Origin of the sequence: Microcystis sp. M015S2 (assembly GCF_020245945.1) — a bacterium.
Classification (GTDB): domain Bacteria; phylum Cyanobacteriota; class Cyanobacteriia; order Cyanobacteriales; family Microcystaceae; genus Microcystis.
In genome coordinates, this window is sequence record NZ_JADBTX010000017.1 from 80474 (window position 1) to 98347 (window position 17874).

A 17874-nucleotide genomic window follows, 5' to 3' on the forward strand; every position below is an offset into this window, starting at 1 on the left:
GAGTCACAAATATTAAGAGGCACCGAAAAAATGAGTCTAAAACTTTACTTTTTGCGTCATGGCGAAACCACAGCCAGTCAAGCGGGTAGTTTTTGCGGTCGATTAGACTTGCAACTAACCCCAGCAGGCTATGAAATGGCCAAGGATTTCGCCCTTGCCTATCGAGATGTGCCTTGGACAGGGATCTATTCCAGTCCCCTCAAACGTACCATGGCCACAGCCACCCCTTTAAGCGAACTCTTGGGTATTCCCATCCACAAACGGGAAGGATTAAAAGAGATTGCCTACGGCCAATGGGAGGGAAAAACCGCAGCCGAGGTTAATCGGGAGTTTCATGATGATTATGTGCGCTGGTTAGCAGATCCGGGCTGGAATTCTCCCACAGGAGGCGAAAAAGGCATCGATATCGCTCGCCGCAGTTCGGAAGTGTTAGAGGAAATCGACCATAATCACGATGATGGCCATATTTTGATCGTTTCCCATAAAGCAACGATCCGAATCGTGTTATGTTCTCTTTTAGGCATTGATATCGGCCGTTATCGCGATCGAATTGCCATGCCCGTGGCCTCGGTGACGATCGTCGAATTAGCCGAACACGGTCCCCTCTTTCAAGTTATAGGCGATCGCTCTCACCTCCGCAATGACCTGCGCTCGCGAGCGGGAACCTAACCAGTCAACAGTAACAAGGGAAGCCCTGGATTTGGTCTCCTGAAAAACTATGTGCTTGATGTTATATTTTCTACGACACGGACAAACGGCCTATAGCAAAACGGGAGGATACTGTGGTACTCCAGAAAATGACCCCGGTTTGACTGCCGAAGGCATCGAAATGGCGGAAGAATTCGCCGATGTCTATCGTTCTTTACCTTGGCGCGCGGCCTACGTCAGTCCCCTACAAAGAGCTATTCAAACCGCTAAACCCCTCTGTGAAGCGGTGGGACTAAAATTAGAAATCCGGCAGGGATTACAAGAGATCGGTTATGGTCTTTGGGAAGGTATGCACCCCAACGATATCGATCGTCAATATCATGATCTCTATGTGCGTTGGTTGACGGATCCGGCTTGGAATGCCCCCCCCAATGGGGAAAGGGGGATCGATATCGCCCGTCGTTCTGCGGCCGTTTTGGAGGAAATTGAACACACCCACAGTGATGGCAATATCCTGATCGTTTCCCACAAGGCCACCATCCGGATCATGCTCTGTAGTCTGATGGGTATTGATGTGGGCCGTTATCGCGATCGATTTGAAATGCCCGTGGCAGCTGTCAGTATTGTCGAATTAGGCAGTCGTGGCCCGCTTTTCCATGGCATCGGTTTACGTTCCCACCTCAGTGAGTACCTGCGTTCTCTTCCTTGCACCTAATCAGTTATCAGTGATCAGTGATCAGTTATCAGTGATCAGATGTCAGTTTTGATACTCAATCCGGTTATTAAAAACTGATTATCTATTCCCTCTTTTGCCTTTTGCCTCTTGCATGAGTGCCTGTCCTGATATGTAGCCTATACTCAACGGATTTAGCATTACTTCCCACTTGATCATTCAATCCAAGCTTTTGGGGGGTTCTACCCCCCAAACCCCCCGTTGGGGGCGTGGCGCCGCCCCCAAACCCCCCGCGCATTAGTTTTTCGGTGGGATGCTTACACGCAGCTGCTGACACATCTGTAATCATTTAAGAGTCACTCCACTTGCAGGAGTGCCTCTCCTGATATTTAGCCTATACTCAACGGATTTAGTATCAGGTCACTGATTACTGTTTACTGTTTACTGATTACTGAAAATACTCCCCACTTCATAATTCATAATTCATAATTCATAATTCCCAATTTATGACCAAAATCCATCACTTTGAGCTATTACCTTCCACTAATACTAAAGCGTGGCAATTATTAGAATCGGGGGAAAATCCGCCTTTTCTGGTGATTGCTAGTCAACAAAGTGCCGGGAGGGGACAATGGGGACGGGAATGGATTTCTGAACCGGGGGGATTATATTTATCTTTGGCGTTAAATCTTGATTTAGAGGTGGATAAATCTACCCATCTCGTTCTCGCTACAGTTTGGGGTATCGCTCATCATCTCAATTGTCAGGAAATACCTGTTAAAATTAAATGGCCGAATGATTTAGTATTACTAGGGCGCAAACTAGGGGGAATTAACCTAGAAACCCGTATTCAGGGTCAAAAAATCCCGCAAGCAGTCATCGGAGTAGGCCTCAATTGGGCCAATCCCGTCCCCCCCACGGGTATTAATTTACAAGCTTTAGCCAGCAATAAAATCACCTCGATCGCTCAATTAACCGATCTCACCAGCGAGGCTATCCTATACGGCTATGAATATTACTGTAATCAGGGAATAAAAGCCCTATTAGCCGCCTATTTAGAACTTTTTGCCAATTTTGGTCAAAAGATAGTTTTCGAGGGCTATCAGGGCATAATAACGGGGGTAAGCGAGCGAGGGGAATTAAAAGTTAAACTAACCTCGGACAATGCCAGTAGCGAAATCTATCTACCGGCCGGCAGGGTCAGTCTCGGCTATAATTGAGTCTAAATATTTTTTTGACTAAACTGTGAGAAGTGAGGCCGCCCTATGTATCCTTCATCGGTGATATTGAAACTTTTTCTAGGAAAATCCTTAAAAAAGAAGCTGAGTTTATGCAGTGGTCTCGGTTTAGTGATCAGCGGTCTGATTACTCTTGCTCCAAATGCGATCGCTAATTCCGAAACTGGCAGCGAAACCCCGGTAGTGGAAAATCCCGCCCCGACTCTAAAAGCCCCCGTTATCAAAGAAAATACTAATCCTGCCCCCCGTCTGGCTATCCCCGAAAACCATCAAACCGATATGCCTACCCTTGCCCCCCAGGCCGGCGGTAAAAATAATTTTATCGATACCAGAAACTTTAACCCCCCCAGTTCCGTTGTTGTCACCGAGCGCCGCAGTGGTTGCCAAACCATCGCCCAAAATGGTCAACTGGTGGGAGGTAGCTGTAATCTGGCGGCCCGCTCCCCCCGTCGTCAGCCGGTCAGCACTGTGGCCAAACCCTTACCCCCAGTTAATCTGGCCCGGGTACGTCTCAATCCTAATCCAGTCGTGCGGGTGGGACGGCAGCCCCGAAATCAGCCGGTTATCGCTAATAATTCCCTGGGTCGTTATGCCCCCACTCTCGTCGCTTCTAGCGCCCCGGTACGTCTGGCACCCCCGACGGTGATTCCCAGTCAGGTGGTAGCCCTCAATCCCCCGGAATGGAATGGCGTAAAATTAGCTTTGGCCCCGGTGACTCGCGCAGAAGTGGAAGCAATCAGCGAAGCGACCACCTATGAGCGGGCCACCCGTTTAAGTCCCACGGATTCTAACCAAACTCAACGCACTGATTTACTCTTTCCCCTCGCCCTTCCTGCCCAAATTACCTCGGTTTTCGGATGGCGAAATCATCCGGTCAGCGGGAATCGGGCCATGCACGCGGGTACTGATTTAGGCGCACCAATGGGAACACCTGTATTAGCCGCCTACGCGGGGGAAGTGGCCACCGCCGACTGGTTGGGAGGTTACGGATTAACGGTGATTTTACGTCACCTCGATGGTAGTCAAGAATCTCGTTATGCCCACCTTTCGGAAATTACCGTCAAACCGGGAGAATGGGTGGAACAGGGTGCGGTTATCGGTCGTGTGGGTAGTACGGGACTTTCTACCGGTCCCCACCTACACTTTGAATGGCGACACCTAACGGAACAGGGTTGGACTGCCGTGGATGCCGGTTTACATCTAGAATTAGCCCTCGATAATCTGGTACAGAGAATGCAAATGGCCGCGGCCACTGACTCTAATCAGAATTAATTTGTTTTGGTTTACAAGTAGAGCAGTTTTTGGAGCTTAAAAACGCATCGTTGAGCTTTTGCCCAATTGATGCGTTTTCATACATTTGCAGTCTCAGTAATACCATACCTACTGGAAGCGTTACAAATCGAACTTCTGAAAGAGAGGAGTTATGGTAAAATATATTGAAGATTGCCTTTTTAACCTAGCCTGAAAAGGCTTTTGCTTGACATAGTTGTTTTGTTCTCTTGCTTAAAATAGTCCTCAATGATAGCATTTGCGAGAAAATTAAATCAATTTTTCTAGATATACCATACTTTCCCTCTCCTGAACGATTACCTAGAATGTACAACTTAAAATATCGTTGGAATTCATTTTTCTCCTGTATTGTTATCACTATCATGGTAGTAGTAATGGCGCAAATATATCCGGTACAGGCAAGAACTTATTTCAGTAATAGTAATTATACTTGGGATGCGTTTCCAAGACCCTTAGTTTCTTCTGATTTTCAAGAACAAGAAAGGTATAAAATATGGAAAAGCTTATTGAAAGCTCAAGCGATAATTAAATCGACAGGAACAGGATCTATTATGGAACAATGTATAAAAAAATATGTAAATATCTCAACAGGCGAATATGATGGCAAAGCTCCAGCGACTGGCGCACTTGTTCGTGTTTCTAGCTGGCCTGTTTTGACAAACCGCAAACTGTATATTGACCAATTTACACATGACCGGTACCTGGGTTTGGGACTGCTAGGTATTATTAACTTTAATAGCCCTAAGGATGTTGATTTTAAAATTGAACTTAACTCTACTATGATTCCACAATACTCTGAAAATGTAATTGCTGGTATTATTGTTCATGAGATTCTGCATAATTGGGGTTACCAGCATAGCCGTTATGATACCACTAACAATTGGGAAGATGCCAGAGGTAATTTTGTATATGAAGTTGGTTGGTGTGTTACGAGAGAAGGAAAAGATAAGCCACCAGGAAGTGTGGGTTTAACTGGAGAAGCTGCTGGAGAATTTTTTGTAGACTAAATTCTTACGGTTCTTCGGTTTGTGTTATGCAATGGTGGGGGGTTATAAGGAATGAAACCCTTATATAGAAAGACATTCGGCGATTTTTGTCAATTGTTTTTGATCTAGAGCGAACTAATCAATTAAATCTCTTGCCAGATAAGGATTTAGTCGATTTATGCTCCCCTATCGAACCATAACAAGTAACGATATTGGGAAAACCACAGATTTTAAACTCCTCTTCAATTAATGCCTGAATATTAATCTCGTTTTCTTTAAAGTTTTTCAACTCCAGTAAAACAGGTGTTAGAGAATGCTGATAACTGTCTTTATTTCCCTTGAGAGCTTCTAGCCCAACTTTTCGCAAAAATGTAGATTTACCAATGCCGGGATCACCAAGTACCATTAAATATTGTTCTTGATTAGCCAAAAGTAAACCATCTTCTTTACCATCATCCCTAAAGTTAAACCGTCGCTGCTTACTCTCACGATATTTATTTTCTAAATTTTCATCATAATAATCCCTGACTAAATTCCCCAAACATTTGACATTAATATAAATTGACTCCAAATCCATCGGCTTAGACATTTTTAAAACCTTAATCATGCCGTGCCGATCCCAGTAACGTTGAGTATATTTCTGAAAAAAAAGATACTTTCCCTCTCTAATAAGCTGCCCGATATCTTTATTCAATAACTCATTTTTATTAATACCCTCCCACCCCGATTTAATCATTTGGCCAATAAAATTATTGGTCAATGCTGTTACAATGGTTGTTTCAATTCCTGTCATAACTTAACCCCTGTAAATCCTCTGAAGCTTAGTATAAGCCAGAAAGCGGGTTTCTCATCAACTCAGAAAGCGGGTTTCTCAACAACCCAGAAAGCGGGTTTCTCATCATCAACCCAGAAACCCGCTGGCTCTTTTGGATTTGGTGGGTAAAATGTATTCTGAGATACAGTCCTGCTGGCGAGGGAGTGGAGGGAACCACTCCAGACACAGAGGACACAAAGATCGATCCTATGTAAGTTAAACTTATCACACAGAACCTAGAAGAGCCACCCGCTTTCTTATCAACTCAGAAACCCGTTTTCTAAGAATATAATGTGCTTAAATTAGATAATTTCTAAGCCATGAGAACGAAACCAGATAAAGATTTACCCCAAGGGACTAAAATCGGCAACAATGCGCGGTTAGAGGCTTGCATAACAGCAGAGCAAAAGCAACTGATGGAGATGGCTGCCTTTTTACGGGGACAGAACTTGACTGAGTTTATGGTGTCAGTTTTGGCTGAGGCAGCTATGCAAACGATCAAAGATAGCCAATTGGTAGAATTAACCGAACGCGATCAATTCGTTTTTGTCGAGGCCCTGTTAAATCCCCCCGCTCCCTCCGAGCAGTCTCAAGCAGACGCTCAATGGTATAAGCAAATGATGAATAAATAGTTGCTAGATTTGTGTTAAATTCGGAATCTGTTGATTTTTGTCTAGAAACTCTCGAAAGCCATCACAATCGGGCAGCTTTTAGCTGTGGTAACGAACAACTGGATCGCTACTTGCACGACCTCGCTACCCAAGATAAGAAGCGAAACATTGCCATTCCCTACGTTCTCGTTGACCGAGAACGCGAAAAAATCATGGGCTACTATACTTTATCCATGAGTAGCATCAATCTCGAATCGCTACCCCAAAGTCTTGGTAAAAAGTTGCCTAAATATCCGCTAGTTGGCGTGACTTTAATTGGTAGATTAGCAGTGGATCTTGATTGTCGGGGATCTGGTTGGGGGAAATTGTTGATTATGGATGCTTTATATAGAAGTCTGAGAGTCAGTCAAACAACGGGGTGTTTTGCGGTGGTGGTAGAGGCGGTTGACGATAAAGCAGTGAGATTTTACCAAAGGTTTGACTTTCAAACTTTTCCTGACCAGCCTTATAAGCTGTTCCGTACCATGAAAAACCTTGCTCAGACTTTTAGTTTACCCTGAGATCAGAAAAGATGCTAGAAAGCAGTTTTAAGAAACCCAGAAACCCGCTTTCTAATCTCTTAAACGGCTAAACTGAGAATAGCTGCCTTTCTTGACTCTCATTTCTCAGATTGTAAAATAATGCAAATTTATCTTGACTATAGTGCCACTACCCCCACTCATCCCCAAGTGATCGAGCGGGTTGCCACTATTCTCCGGCATCATTGGGGCAATCCCTCCAGTTTACACACTTGGGGACAGGATACGGCGACAGTCATCGAAATGGCCAGAGAACAGGTAGCAGGGTTAATTAATGCCAATCCAGACCAGATTATCTTCACTTCTGGCGGCACGGAGGCCGATAATTTAGCGATTATCGGGGTTGCTCAACAGTATAACCGCCCCCGTCATATAATTATTTCTAGTGTGGAACATTCGGCGATCGCTGAACCCTGTAAACAATTAGAGCAGCAAGGTTGGCAAATTACTCGTCTTCCCGTCAATCGTCAAGGTAGGGTTAATCCTTTAGACCTAAAAGCCGCAATTCAAAGCGATACGGTCTTAATTTCCATTATTTACGGACAAAGTGAGGTGGGAACTCTACAACCGATTGAAGAATTGGGCCGCATTGCCAGAGAAAGGGGAGTGCTTTTTCACACCGATGCGGTGCAGGTGGCGGCAAGATGCGATATTGATGTGCGGAAACTGCCCGTAGATTTATTATCTCTTTCTAGCCATAAAATTTATGGAATGCAAGGATCGGGAGCTTTATACATCAGAACTGGTGTTGATATTTTACCATTACTGCGGGGCGGTGGTCAGGAAAAAGGTCTGCGATCGGGAACCCCAGCCGTACCAGCGATCGCCGCTTTCGGTTTAGCGGCCGAATTAGCCCAAAAAGACTTAATTAGCGAAAAAATGCGTTTAATCGCCCTGCGAGATCGATTATTTGACCTCTTAGCCGATTATCCTTATCTGCTGCCCACGGGGGACCGATTCTATCGTTTACCCCACCACGTCAGCTTTATTGTCCGTCCGGACGATGACAGTCACATCACAGGAAAACAGCTAGTTCGTCAGCTTAATTTAGCAGGAATCGGCATTAGTTCTGGGTCCGCCTGTCATAGTGGCAAACTTTCCCCTAGTCCAATTTTAAAAGCTATGGGCTACAGCGATCGAGAGGCATTGGCGGGAATTCGTCTAACCCTAGGAAGGGACACCAGCGCGGCCGATATCGATTGGACGGCGCTTGTATTAAAACAAGTGATCGATCGCTGTTTATCTGCTTTAATTGTTAGCAAGAGTTAGTTTATGCCTCAAATTGTCCTTCGATCAAGATAATTTCGCCAAAATCGGGAATCCATGCCACCCAACGGCCCTGATCCTGTTCACAGAGTAGTAGCGCTTCATCAAAGCTGTATGGAGAGGGGAGCATTCTGAGTTGTACCCATGTGTTTGCTTGGGGACAAGTAACAACGGCAGTAGTGCGGTATTGTAGTAAAGACATACACAGATCACCCTGATAATTCTGTATCTAAATTTACAAACAAACCGATGACTGTGGGTAACTTTGTTTTAAATCTTTACCTTTTCATTGGTAGTTTGAGAAAAAATCTCTCTTTCTTGCCCACGGTTTTCGACTACCAATCCTAGTTATGATCTTTAATGGTAAATGATAGTTAATAACTGGTAATGGTAAGTTCTTTCCCTCGCACCTATAAAATCGCCGTCATCGGTGACGTTCACGACCAATGGGAAATAGAAGATAATTTAGCTTTAGAAGCTTTACAAGTGGATTTAGCCCTATTTGTCGGCGATTTTGGCAATGAATCCCTAGAAATTGTCGGTCGGATTGCTAGTTTGTCCTTACCAAAAGCCGTTATTCTCGGTAATCATGACGCTTGGTATAGTGCCACCCCCTGGGGACGAAAGCAATGTCCCTACGATCGCGATAAAGAAGATCGTGTCACCGCTCAGTTAGAATTATTAGGGGTTGCCCATGTGGGTTACTCAAAACTAGACCTACCCAGTTTAGAGCTTTCGATTGTTGGGGGTCGTCCCTTTACTTGGGGAGGGTCCGAGTGGAAAAATGGAGAATTTTTGCAAGAACGCTATAATATCAGCAGTTTTGCCGAATCTACTGCCAAAATTATCGCTAATATTCAAGATACTGCCTATAATAACCTGATTTTTTTAGCTCACAATGGTCCAGCCGGACTAGGAAAGGAAGCGGAAGCTATCTGTGGTCGCGATTGGCAACCCTTGGGAGGGGACCACGGGGATCCGGATTTAGCAGCGGCCATCGCACAAGCACAGCTATTAGGAAAACAGGTTCCTCTCGTCAGTTTCGGTCATATGCACCACCGTCTCCGTCATACTACTTCCCGTTTACGCAATCCCGTGGTCACTTCCGAGATGGGAACCGTTTATCTGAATGCTGCTAGTGTCCCTCGCATTCTCCACTCCGATAGGGGTAAATCTCGCAATTTTTCCCTAGTCACTCTTGAAGAAGGTCTAGTCAGAGAAGCATCTTTAATCTGGTTGAATGATAATTTCGAGATTATCAGTAATAGAAAACTTTATCACTCCGGAGCGTCAATCGATCGCCCATCTCCTCAATCTTGTTATTCTTAAGTTTTGAAAATAGACCTTTTCTTAATCTTATGCGGTACAATCACTAATATCAGTTATCAGATGTCAGTTTTCAGTTAACTGTTTACTGATAACTGAAAAAAAGCTCCCCAATTCATAATTCATAATTTATAATTTATAATTCATAATTTATAATTTATAATTCATAATTCCCTATAGATAGTTAATTTTTTGAGCGATTAGAGGTAAAGCAAGAGCGATAGCAACACTAACAATCATACCGATAAAAGCTTTCAAGGCATCCCCTAAAACCAATTTACCCGTGGCGGCTAAATTAGGGGTTTCTCTGGTTAAAGTCAGAGAAATTTCTCGACCTCCTAATAAACCTAAAAATACCCAAGTGGTACTTATGGGAATATGATTATAGCCAACAAAAAACAGTAAAATTAAGCCATAAATTAAGTTAATAATTGTTGCAGAACGCGGATCATGGGCGTTAGTTTTGCTAGTGACAATTTTCTCAATTTGACCCCCGTGATTAATAAAAATGATGGTTTGCAGGAGTAGCATAACTGTTAGAGATAAAACTAACCATGTTGCAGCTAACTTTCTGGGAAGATAGGCGAAAATATTAGCAAAATCTTGCATTAACCATTGACTCCAGAGAAACCCAGTAGATAACCACTGTAAAACTACCCAGACTTTTTGAGGTTCTTTATTAACTGTTTCTAGGAAAAAGTTTTCTAATCGATAAATAATTCGATAGATGACTAACCCCACTATAACAGCAAGAGCATAACCCCAAGCGGATTTAACTAACATTTCATCTAGAGATTGGGGAGCAAAAACTGTTAAAACTAAAAAGGTTGTACTCACAGGTATTCCCCAAGTGGTGAGAATTAAAATTGCTAAGGGAGGAACGATATAAATCCAAGTAAAATTTTCTGGGAAGGGAATCATTTCTAGTCGATTATAAGCCACATCTCCCTGATTAATATACCAACCAGCGATAAAAATCGAGGCTAAGATTATACTGGAATACAGCCATAAAATCCACCAGGGACGTTCTTCATTGGCACTTAAAAAAGTCCCTAAAGTCTGTAGGGAATCGTTGGCAACAATCGCATAAGCTGATAGAATAAAGCCAGCAATCATAAAAAAATTACTCATAGACAGTGGGAATTATGAATTATGAATTATGAATTATCAATTATGAATTGTCAATTATGAATTATGAATTATGAATTATCAATTATGAATTAGGTAGAATAAATAAAAATAATCTCCTGACAACTGGCTCCCGAAAACGAAAACTTCCTACCTACCTATTAATATAACCGCTATAACTCCTTAATTTTGCTTTAAAAAATCCCTCGCTAGATAGAAAGCAGCTAAACTACCAGAAACAGTAATTTCCTGGGGATTAATTTCCTGTAAAGGTCGAAGAATAACTTCAATTTCCTCGGTAACATCTAACTTTTGTTGACCGATGGGGATAGCATTAAGAGCCAAAAAAATGTGAATTCTGTTAGTATCTTTAACGGGATTATCGTACAAAACACCTAGAGGTATTAGAGAATCACTTTGATAACCAGTTTCCTCCTCGAATTCCCGACGCGCTGCTGCAGTAATATTATCTTCACCCGCATCTACTGCTCCGGCAGGAAATTCTAATAAAATTTCCTTAACTCCGTGACGATATTGACGAACAAAAACTAATTGATTATCCCCGGTAACTGGAACAACTAAAACAATTTCAGGACGAATATTAACAAAATAATCGTCGATAACTTGTCCAGAGGACAACTTCACCACGTCTTGACGGACTTGACACCAACGATTCTGAAAAACTAGCTCAGATTTAATAATTTGCCATTTTTTTAAATTAGTCATCGACAATCCTGTTATAATTGCAGTGAAATTACTAAACTTTTTTCGCAGATAATTATAAGTAAGTAGGTAGGCGTTAAAAATTATCAGATGCCCCCCTTATTAAGGGTAGGGTTGATTCATGAATCAACCCTACCTTATCAAGGGGGGAATAAGGGGGGATCGAACCTAAAATCCATTTTTAATTTAATTATAACCAGCTACTTAACCAGATTTAGTATGAATAGAAGCAAGCCCGTTATCTAAGAGCTAATTTTACGACCGAGGTGGGCAAGCTTATCTAGAACAGATTGAAGCAAAGATCGCCGCTGCTCGACGACAATATCTAAGTTAGCCAACATATACTTTACGTCTTTGTAAGCATTGTCCAGCAAGGCCAGTAATAATTCGCGATCGCCAGCGCTCTCTTTTTCTGATGGGGTGCGAATCCGTTGGGGTAATAAGTCCGCTGGTGGAGAAGGAGGGAAGGGCGATCGCTCGGACTCTAGCTGTTGAATGGTTTGTTGTAAATTTTCAATCACCCCATACATTTCCATCGGGTCAAAAACCCTTAACAGACTGGTTTGTGTGACAATGCCCAACCCCCGACCCCAGTTCCAAGAAACCACCAAACGCCCCACCCGCCGTTTTTGCATTTCCTGATGGGCCGTCCACAGGGAATCCTCGGGGTTGAGGAGAAATAACGGCGTACTCATCACCGTCTGGGCCCTAGTTTTGTGCAGATCGATTTGAACTGCTTGAAACTGGACAAGATCTCGCTCTGTCACAATACCAACGGGGTAGTCATTGTCTTCGGAATTTCTCTGGGTGATCACCACACAACTGACACGATGTTCCGCCATTAACTGGGCCAATTGCAGGACTGTGGCGGTGAGTGGGGCCTGTACCACTTGACTGTTCATCACATCCGATACGCGACGAAACCGCAACAGATTGGCCGGACGCAATATCTGGCGAATACTTTCATGGGAAATCACCCCGATTAAGTGTCCTTGGTCATCCACAATCGGCAAATGGCGAATGCGGTAGCGCCGAAACAAAAACAGGGCAGCAAAAATGTCTTGAGCAGATTGCTGGGGCAACGTGATCAGGGGATGCACCATCACATCGGCAACGGTTGTCTCGGTCAGGTTAATCCCTTGGGCGGTGAGTCGCACCACATCCCGTTCTGTCAAAATTCCTAATAACTCTTGTCCTTGCACCACCAGCAGACAGCTAACACGCACCTCTCCGGCCGGAGGAGCTAGAGGAGATAGGTCATCGGTGAGTAAACACAGACGACTATGGGCCTGGCCGATCATAGCGATCGCATCTGCCAGGGAAGTGGTTGGCGGCACCGTCAAGGGGTGGCGATTGATCGCCTTTTCCAGATCGGGGGCCCAACTCAGAGGTGTATCGAGGGACATCAGCACCATCCTGCAATCACAAAGGCCAAGATAGACAGAACAGCCACTGGGCAAAGAACCCAGACTCTCAGAGTTGCCAAAATCCTTTCTAAAACTATCTCAAAGTGTAGCGTCATTTAACTTTTTCCTAAAAGATGTAACGTTTTGTTACAATTTTTATTAAACTCGTAAAGATTTTAGACCCACTTCGGTGTATCATAGAGGGATGTAACAGGTTAAAGCCTGAAACTTTTTATTTAGGGGTTATTCAGCCTCTAATGGTTTCAGGGGCGGCATCACCAGACGCTGGGGTGAGTAATTCCGGGTTCTGGTCGGCCTGAAGGGTTACTCCGGAAATTCTGGACACCTTTCCATATAGTCGATCAAGCACTCGCTTTACGGAAATACGCTGCCATGGTAGACCGCGTTTGGTGGTGTAGCCCTGTTCATTAAGCCAATCGGCGATCTTCTGCAAGGATTTCCCCGATTTGTGATGACGGCGAATCAGTTCAATGACCCGGCACTCTTCCGGATCATCCACTAATTCTCCATCGATCGATCGTTGTCCAAAGGCAGGGGAGCCGTAGCCCGCATAACCACCGTTGCTTGCTTTTGCTTGTCTGCCTTGTTCTAGCCGCTCCCAGGCAGATAAATCGTTGGAAGGGGTCGCTGTCATAGGGTATCTAAATGCAATAACTTGCAAAACCATATTATCGCAACTTAACGTCGCAAATTTGTTTTGATTGGGGGCAGCCGATGACGACTTACAAATTAAAACCCCTGCATGAGCAGGGACTAGATGTCACCATCGATGTCTGGGACAACCAAACTATAGACGATACCCCCGGGAGGCGGACAAAGTTAAAGGGTCAAAGGCCAAGCATTTTTAGATGAGGAGCGGTTCAAAGCTGAATTTATCTTGTAAAACGCAGCGATCAGAGAATTTGTCCTAAGTTACACAGCATCAATCTGGAGATATAAACATGGGTACGGCTACATTTATTCAAGATGAAACTGAATTTGATTCCCTGTTAAAGAGTGAATCACTGTTGGTGGTAGATTGCACAGCAACCTGGTGTGGACCTTGCAAACTGGTGGCACCGTTGATCGATCGATTGGCCGATGACTATCGCGATCGCGCCAAAGTCTTCAAACTTGACCTAGACAGTAACAAACCCGTGGCCAAACGCTTTGGAATTAAAAGTATTCCGGCTGTCATGGTATTTAAACAGGGGAAATTGATAGAAACATTAGTTGGGGTTAAACCCTATGAAGAATTTACGGCAGCCGTAGAACGACAATTATAGTCTTCCACCGTGAACAAACACTCTGGGCAAACGTCCGACGTTGACCCTTTCCTTCTCACACCACTATTCAATTTTGAGGTATGGCGATGAACAAGCTTATAGAAATCCGGTGTCCCAACTGTGGCAGCGTAGCTCAACGGCTCTTGAGCGATCGCCTGCCCGCAGGATATAAGTGTCCAGCCCGGCAGGTTGCTCAGACGGAATGCCCAGTGTGTGATTATTTCATCGCCATGTGTTGGCAAAACGGCGCTGTGCTGGAGGCCTATGCTCCAGGCATTCAGGGGAACACAGCTGCGGCCATGCCGCCCCAGCCCCAACCAGCGATCGCCCATTGGTCTTTGTCATCTGTGTTCAAAGTGGCCCTCAGCCCACAAGAGTCTAGGAAATTGCTATCGGGACAACCCTAGTCAACTTTTGCATTTATACCAGTTCTTTAATTTAACAACACCATCCAACTCCTATGCTGCAAGCTCAAGAAATTATGACTCAAAACGTTGTCACCATTCGTGGTTCGGCAACGGTTGCCGATGCCGTGAAATTGATGAAAGAAAAAAAACTGCGGGGGTTGATTGTCGAACCGCGCCATGAACAAGACCCTTATGGAATTGTCACCGAAACCGACATCGTTTACAAAGTGGCGGCCTTTGGCCACGATCCTAAAACTATGCGGGTCTATGAAATTATGGCCAAGCCCTGTGTGGTCGTCAATCCCGAACTGGGGGTGGAATATGTAGCCCGGTTATTTGCTCAAACCCGCATTCGCCGCGCCCCGGTGATTCAGGGCAAAACTTTGCTGGGTATTATTTCTGTCAGTGATATTCTCTTCAAGAGCGACTTTGTTGAAAAGCCCAAGCGGTTGTTCATTGAAGATGAAATTGAAGCAGCCCGGGAAGACGCGCGGGCAATTTGCGCGGCTAAGGGTGAGATCTCTCCAGATTGCGCTGCAGCCTGGGATGTGGTGGAGGAACTCCAGGCCGAAGCCTCCCATCAACGGGCCAAAAAACAGGGGAGTAACTCATTTCAGGCTTACTGCGAAGCCAATCCCGATGCCTTAGAGTGCCGCATTTATGACGATTAAATCCTTGCGGGTTTTAGGAAAATTGATCGCCTTGAGGATTTCGCTGATCGGTTTCCCCAGGCGATCGAGTTCTAGAACATTCTCCACTTTTTCGGATGGGAGATAGATCGATCGCTTGCGCTTAACGAATTCGATTTGATCGCAGGTCTTTGGGTGCATACACGCGTACATCCCCTGAGAGGAGATAATCCAGAAAAGTCTTGGCGATCACGGATAGTTTTTTATCCTTGGGATAAACCACATACCAATGGCGTTGGATGGGAAAGTCTTCCACGTCAAGGATGGTAAATTCCCCATTGGGAGGATCTAAATTTAAGACGTGCTGAGACAGAACCGAAATTCCTAAACCACCGGCGACCGCTTGTTTAATGGCTTCATTATTGCCGATTTCCAAACGCAGAGACACAGTGATGCCATGGTCGAGAAAAATTTGCTGTACTGCCCGTCTAATTCCCGATCCCATTTCCCGCATAATAAAAGGTTCCCCTTGCAGCCGTTTAATCGGAATTTTTTTCTGTCCCGCTAGGGGGTGATCTTTGCGAGCAATAACCACAAGGGGATTGTCCAGAAACGGTTGAATCTCGAGGTTTAGCTCTTGGGGGGGTTCGCTTAAAATATACAGGTCATCAACATTATTAATCATCCTTGTTTCTAGGTCTTGGTGATTGGTTAATTCTAGGGACACATCTACCCCTTGGTACTGTTGACAAAAAGGACCTAGGATCTGAGGGATTAAATATTGGGCTGTGGATACCGCCGCTAAACGCAGTTTACCCTGTTTAATGCCCCTGATATCAGCGATCGCCATCTCAAAGTTATCAAGATCCTTGAGGACTGCCTGACAGGTTACTAATAAACTGCGTCCGGCCTCGGTTAAATACAAACGTTTGCCTATCTGTTCAAATAAGGGTAAACCCACTGATTTAGTCAGTTGTTTCATCTGGGTAGAAACGGTGGGTTGGGTGATCGATAGTTCTTCAGCAGCCCTAGTGAAACTGCCATGACGAGCGGTTGCTTCAAAGACGATCAGTTGATGTAAAGTGGCGTGAATCAAGAGAAGCCTCTAGAGCGCTACACTTCTGTTACTGCCTTGAGGAGCTTTGCTAAACAGAAGCAGGAATGGAGGGGAACGGGTGAAAACTTCCCACACTGTTTATATCATAGGTTTAAATCAATACTTTTGTAAAGATATATCGATACAAACTCAATTTACAAAAATTTGCTTGTCAAGATATCCGTTCCAGTATAGATTTATAACAATCGATCTTTAAAAACCATAAATTTTTGTCTATCAAGGCTGGTCTGTCAACCGCCGGCTTTGTTGTGGCCAAAAATCCTTTGCTCAGTTGGATTCTCATGCAAATAACCAATCGTATTCATTTTGACAATTTGCGGGGCGATATATTCGGTGGTCTAACAGCTGCCATCATTTATCTCCCTCTAGCTCTCGCTTTCGGGGTAGCTTCTGGGGCTGGGGCGATCGGGGCCAGTTCAACCGCCAAAAATCCCGAATTAGGCTTACCTGCGGACTTGACACTGTCCAAAGTTCTGCTGTGCAACAGGTTTGCTTAAGGGGTAAAGAGCCTTACTCTTACTCTCTTTCAGCTTTTGAAGGTTCATTTAGTCCGTTTATATTCAATACTCCTCATCAGGGGAGGCTTAAGGAGGTATTCGTGGATTTTTTCTCATTGTTTGTCATGGACTTTATCCAGCAGTTGCAGTCGCCAACGCTGGCCTTTTTGATTGGTGGCATGATCATTGCTGCTCTCGGAAGTGAATTGGTCATTCCCGAGTCGATTTGTACGATCATTGTCTTCATGCTGCTGACCAAAATCGGTCTGACTGGCGGGATTGCCATCCGCAATTCCAACCTGACGGAGATGGTGTTACCCATGATCTTTGCCGTCATAGTAGGGATTCTGGTGGTCTTCATCTCGCGCTATACCTTGGCTAATCTGCCCAAGGTGAAAGTAGTCGATGCGATCGCAACTGGCGGGTTATTTGGAGCCGTGAGTGGCTCCACTATGGCCGCCGGTCTGACGGTACTAGAAGAACAAAAGATCCCCTACGAGGCCTGGGCAGGCGCACTCTATCCTTTTATGGATATCCCGGCACTGGTAACGGCGATCGTGGTGGCTAACATTTATCTTAACAAGAAGAAGCAGAAAGAAGCAGCCTACGACCACGAGTCTTTTAGCAAGCAGCCGGTGGCGGCCGGGGATTATTCCGATCAGCCGGATTATCCGGGCAGTCGGCAGGAATATCTCAGCCTACAGCAGCCTACGGATAATCGGGTCAAGATTTGGCCGATCATTGAGGAAAGCCTGCGGGGACCTGCCCTATCGGCCATGTTATTAGGTCTGGCTTTGGGCATATTCACCCAGCCGGAAAGTGTCTATAAAAGCTTCTACGATCCCCTCTTTCGCGGCTTGCTTTCGGTCTTGATGCTAGTCATGGGGATGGAGGCTTGGTCAAGGGTTGGCGAACTGCGTAAGGTGGCCCAGTGGTATGTGGTCTATAGCGTCCTAGCACCCTTTATACATGGTCTAATCGCCTTCGGTTTCGGCATGATTGCCCACTACGCCACCGGGTTCAGCTGGGGCGGTGTGGTCATGCTGGCCGTCATCGCTTCCTCTAGTTCCGACATCTCTGGGCCGCCCACGTTGCGGGCCGGTATCCCGTCGGCTAATCCCTCCGCCTATATAGGTGCGTCCACGGCCATCGGTACGCCCGTAGCGATCGGCTTGTGTATCCCGTTCTTCGTTGGTCTGGCCCAGGCCCTCAGCGGCGGCTAATCCTTGACGGGGCTTACCAAGCAAATAA

Annotated in this window: 20 protein-coding genes and 2 pseudogenes; 14 read left to right on the top strand and 8 right to left on the bottom strand. The window is 45.0% G+C overall.

The window, feature by feature from the left end:
* Nucleotides 1-30: 30 nt before the first annotated feature.
* From IM473_RS03775 to IM473_RS03795, 5 genes are all read left to right on the top strand, one after another.
* Complete coding sequence (locus IM473_RS03775; protein ID WP_287657373.1) at nt 31-669, top strand: histidine phosphatase family protein; 639 nt, start codon at nt 31-33, stop codon at nt 667-669.
* A gap of 49 nt (nt 670-718) precedes the next feature.
* Nucleotides 719-1363 carry a histidine phosphatase family protein gene (locus IM473_RS03780; protein WP_002759710.1) on the top strand — a complete coding sequence of 215 codons (645 nt, stop codon included), beginning with the start codon at nt 719-721 and terminating at the stop codon, nt 1361-1363.
* A gap of 464 nt (nt 1364-1827) precedes the next feature.
* Entirely contained in the window at nt 1828-2541 is a 714-nt protein-coding gene (locus IM473_RS03785) for a biotin--[acetyl-CoA-carboxylase] ligase (RefSeq protein WP_287657374.1), read from the top strand.
* A gap of 45 nt (nt 2542-2586) precedes the next feature.
* On the top strand, nt 2587-3831 hold the full coding sequence (locus IM473_RS03790; protein ID WP_287657375.1) for a M23 family metallopeptidase: 1245 nt from the start codon (nt 2587-2589) through the stop codon (nt 3829-3831).
* 323 nt (nt 3832-4154) lie between these two features.
* The gene (locus tag IM473_RS03795) at nt 4155-4856 is read left to right on the top strand and encodes a hypothetical protein (protein ID WP_287657377.1); all 702 of its coding nucleotides are present in this window, start codon (nt 4155-4157) and stop codon (nt 4854-4856) included.
* A 187-nt stretch (nt 4857-5043) separates the two neighbouring features.
* Here IM473_RS03795 and IM473_RS03800 read toward each other — a convergent pair.
* A pseudogene (locus IM473_RS03800) lies at nt 5044-5628 on the bottom strand (NACHT domain-containing protein); the annotation flags it as partial.
* A gap of 341 nt (nt 5629-5969) precedes the next feature.
* On the opposite strand from IM473_RS03800, the gene IM473_RS03805 reads away from it, so the two are divergent.
* The 3 genes from IM473_RS03805 (at nt 5970) to IM473_RS03815 (ending at nt 8107) form a co-directional block, all read left to right on the top strand.
* Nucleotides 5970-6281, top strand: a complete 312-nt coding sequence (locus IM473_RS03805) for a type II toxin-antitoxin system TacA family antitoxin (protein ID WP_287657380.1) — start codon at nt 5970-5972, stop codon at nt 6279-6281.
* Nucleotides 6282-6292: 11 nt separating this feature from the next.
* Nucleotides 6293-6820, top strand: a complete 528-nt coding sequence (locus IM473_RS03810; RefSeq protein ID WP_002790953.1) for a GNAT family N-acetyltransferase — start codon at nt 6293-6295, stop codon at nt 6818-6820.
* 120 nt (nt 6821-6940) lie between these two features.
* Nucleotides 6941-8107, top strand: coding sequence for a cysteine desulfurase family protein (locus tag IM473_RS03815; RefSeq protein WP_287657382.1), 1167 nt, complete (start codon nt 6941-6943; stop codon nt 8105-8107).
* Nucleotide 8108: 1 nt separating this feature from the next.
* Here IM473_RS03815 and IM473_RS03820 read toward each other — a convergent pair whose 3' ends face one another.
* A complete protein-coding gene (locus tag IM473_RS03820) occupies nt 8109-8306 on the bottom strand; it encodes a hypothetical protein (RefSeq protein WP_016515731.1) in 198 nt (65 codons plus the stop codon).
* Between the two features lie 185 nt (nt 8307-8491).
* On the opposite strand from IM473_RS03820, the gene IM473_RS03825 reads away from it, so the two are divergent.
* Nucleotides 8492-9433, top strand: a complete 942-nt coding sequence (locus IM473_RS03825; RefSeq protein ID WP_287657383.1) for a TIGR04168 family protein — start codon at nt 8492-8494, stop codon at nt 9431-9433.
* A 171-nt stretch (nt 9434-9604) separates the two neighbouring features.
* Here the strand turns inward: IM473_RS03825 and IM473_RS03830 are convergent, their stop codons facing one another.
* The 4 genes from IM473_RS03830 to IM473_RS03845 form a co-directional block, all read right to left on the bottom strand.
* Nucleotides 9605-10546, bottom strand: a complete 942-nt coding sequence (locus IM473_RS03830; RefSeq protein ID WP_287657423.1) for a hypothetical protein — start codon at nt 10544-10546, stop codon at nt 9605-9607.
* Nucleotides 10547-10741: 195 nt separating this feature from the next.
* The gene (locus tag IM473_RS03835; RefSeq protein WP_287657384.1) at nt 10742-11284 is read right to left on the bottom strand and encodes an NUDIX hydrolase; all 543 of its coding nucleotides are present in this window, start codon (nt 11282-11284) and stop codon (nt 10742-10744) included.
* 239 nt (nt 11285-11523) lie between these two features.
* Nucleotides 11524-12696 (bottom strand): CBS domain-containing protein, encoded by a 1173-nt coding sequence (locus IM473_RS03840; RefSeq protein WP_287657386.1) that lies wholly within the window; start codon nt 12694-12696, stop codon nt 11524-11526.
* 238 nt (nt 12697-12934) lie between these two features.
* Nucleotides 12935-13375: a recombinase family protein gene (locus IM473_RS03845; protein WP_353738132.1), complete on the bottom strand. Its 441-nt coding sequence runs from the start codon at nt 13373-13375 to the stop codon at nt 12935-12937.
* Nucleotides 13376-13649: 274 nt separating this feature from the next.
* Here IM473_RS03845 and trxA point away from each other — a divergent pair, with 274 nt between their 5' ends.
* From trxA to IM473_RS03860, 3 genes are all read left to right on the top strand, one after another.
* Nucleotides 13650-13973: a thioredoxin gene (gene trxA, locus IM473_RS03850; RefSeq protein ID WP_002778933.1), complete on the top strand. Its 324-nt coding sequence runs from the start codon at nt 13650-13652 to the stop codon at nt 13971-13973.
* A 209-nt stretch (nt 13974-14182) separates the two neighbouring features.
* On the top strand, nt 14183-14380 hold the full coding sequence (locus IM473_RS03855; RefSeq protein WP_272077759.1) for a hypothetical protein: 198 nt from the start codon (nt 14183-14185) through the stop codon (nt 14378-14380).
* Between the two features lie 53 nt (nt 14381-14433).
* On the top strand, nt 14434-15051 hold the full coding sequence (locus IM473_RS03860; RefSeq protein ID WP_024968588.1) for a CP12 domain-containing protein: 618 nt from the start codon (nt 14434-14436) through the stop codon (nt 15049-15051).
* Here IM473_RS03860 and IM473_RS03865 read toward each other — a convergent pair.
* Both IM473_RS03865 and IM473_RS03870 read right to left on the bottom strand, forming a co-directional pair.
* A complete protein-coding gene (locus IM473_RS03865) occupies nt 15025-15210 on the bottom strand; it encodes a hypothetical protein (protein ID WP_287657390.1) in 186 nt (61 codons plus the stop codon). The two genes, IM473_RS03860 and IM473_RS03865, sit on opposite strands and share 27 nt — an antisense overlap.
* The gene (locus IM473_RS03870) at nt 15173-16105 is read right to left on the bottom strand and encodes a LysR family transcriptional regulator (RefSeq protein WP_287657392.1); all 933 of its coding nucleotides are present in this window, start codon (nt 16103-16105) and stop codon (nt 15173-15175) included. The genes IM473_RS03865 and IM473_RS03870 overlap by 38 nt, the downstream gene beginning before the upstream one ends.
* Nucleotides 16106-16407: 302 nt before the next feature.
* Here IM473_RS03870 and IM473_RS22470 point away from each other — a divergent pair.
* A pseudogene (locus tag IM473_RS22470) lies at nt 16408-16527 on the top strand (sulfate permease); the annotation flags it as partial.
* Nucleotides 16528-16724: 197 nt separating this feature from the next.
* A complete protein-coding gene (locus IM473_RS03880) occupies nt 16725-17846 on the top strand; it encodes a sodium-dependent bicarbonate transport family permease (protein WP_287657395.1) in 1122 nt (373 codons plus the stop codon).
* Nucleotides 17847-17874 lie beyond the last annotated feature (28 nt).

Coding starts and splice junctions, on each gene's coding strand:
- IM473_RS03775 (WP_287657373.1), top strand. CDS start 31: ATGAGTCTAAAACTTTACTTTTTGCGTCATGGCGAAACCACAGCCAGT.
- IM473_RS03780 (WP_002759710.1), top strand. CDS start 719: ATGTGCTTGATGTTATATTTTCTACGACACGGACAAACGGCCTATAGC.
- IM473_RS03785 (WP_287657374.1), top strand. CDS start 1,828: ATGACCAAAATCCATCACTTTGAGCTATTACCTTCCACTAATACTAAA.
- IM473_RS03790 (WP_287657375.1), top strand. CDS start 2,587: ATGTATCCTTCATCGGTGATATTGAAACTTTTTCTAGGAAAATCCTTA.
- IM473_RS03795 (WP_287657377.1), top strand. CDS start 4,155: ATGTACAACTTAAAATATCGTTGGAATTCATTTTTCTCCTGTATTGTT.
- IM473_RS03805 (WP_287657380.1), top strand. CDS start 5,970: ATGAGAACGAAACCAGATAAAGATTTACCCCAAGGGACTAAAATCGGC.
- IM473_RS03815 (WP_287657382.1), top strand. CDS start 6,941: ATGCAAATTTATCTTGACTATAGTGCCACTACCCCCACTCATCCCCAA.
- IM473_RS03820 (WP_016515731.1), bottom strand. CDS start 8,306: ATGTCTTTACTACAATACCGCACTACTGCCGTTGTTACTTGTCCCCAA.
- IM473_RS03825 (WP_287657383.1), top strand. CDS start 8,492: ATGGTAAGTTCTTTCCCTCGCACCTATAAAATCGCCGTCATCGGTGAC.
- IM473_RS03830 (WP_287657423.1), bottom strand. CDS start 10,546: ATGATTGCTGGCTTTATTCTATCAGCTTATGCGATTGTTGCCAACGAT.
- IM473_RS03835 (WP_287657384.1), bottom strand. CDS start 11,284: ATGACTAATTTAAAAAAATGGCAAATTATTAAATCTGAGCTAGTTTTT.
- IM473_RS03840 (WP_287657386.1), bottom strand. CDS start 12,696: ATGGTGCTGATGTCCCTCGATACACCTCTGAGTTGGGCCCCCGATCTG.
- IM473_RS03845 (WP_353738132.1), bottom strand. CDS start 13,375: ATGGTTTTGCAAGTTATTGCATTTAGATACCCTATGACAGCGACCCCT.
- trxA (WP_002778933.1), top strand. CDS start 13,650: ATGGGTACGGCTACATTTATTCAAGATGAAACTGAATTTGATTCCCTG.
- IM473_RS03860 (WP_024968588.1), top strand. CDS start 14,434: ATGCTGCAAGCTCAAGAAATTATGACTCAAAACGTTGTCACCATTCGT.
- IM473_RS03865 (WP_287657390.1), bottom strand. CDS start 15,210: ATGCACCCAAAGACCTGCGATCAAATCGAATTCGTTAAGCGCAAGCGA.